Here is a 386-nt window from a genome sequence, read left to right as displayed (position 1 = left end):
GCCGATGATGGTAATCTTTACAGAGTAATCGTTGGCGGAGACTGTTCACCTTCAGTAATCAGCAGTAGTGGATTGTTAACAGTTGATGAAATAGCCAATGTTACGGTCAACCCGGTAGATGTGTCTGAATGTGAGGGAGAAAACGTAACCTTCAATGTCACAGCGAATGGTGATGGCTTGACCTATCAATGGCGTGAGAATGGTGGTAACCTTTCAGATGGTGGTATTTATAGTGGAACAACGACATCTACTTTAACATTAACAGGTATCAGCAGTGGATTAGATGGAAACACTTATGATGTTGTAGTTACTAATTCAACCCCGGCCTGTTTAGGCAATTCCGATACAAGTACATCAGCCACACTCACAGTAAATGAAGATCCAGA

1 protein-coding gene is annotated in these 386 nt (G+C 42.2%); it reads left to right on the top strand.

From position 1 onward, the window contains the following. On the top strand, nucleotides 1–386 hold a 386-nt coding region (locus E1176_RS20035), incomplete at both ends, for a hypothetical protein (RefSeq protein WP_222933029.1).

This window comes from Fulvivirga aurantia, from assembly GCF_009711475.1.
GTDB lineage: Bacteria > Bacteroidota > Bacteroidia > Cytophagales > Cyclobacteriaceae > Fulvivirga > Fulvivirga aurantia.
Note: the sequence above shows the minus strand (reverse complement) of the source record. Positions and strands in the feature narration are given on the sequence as shown.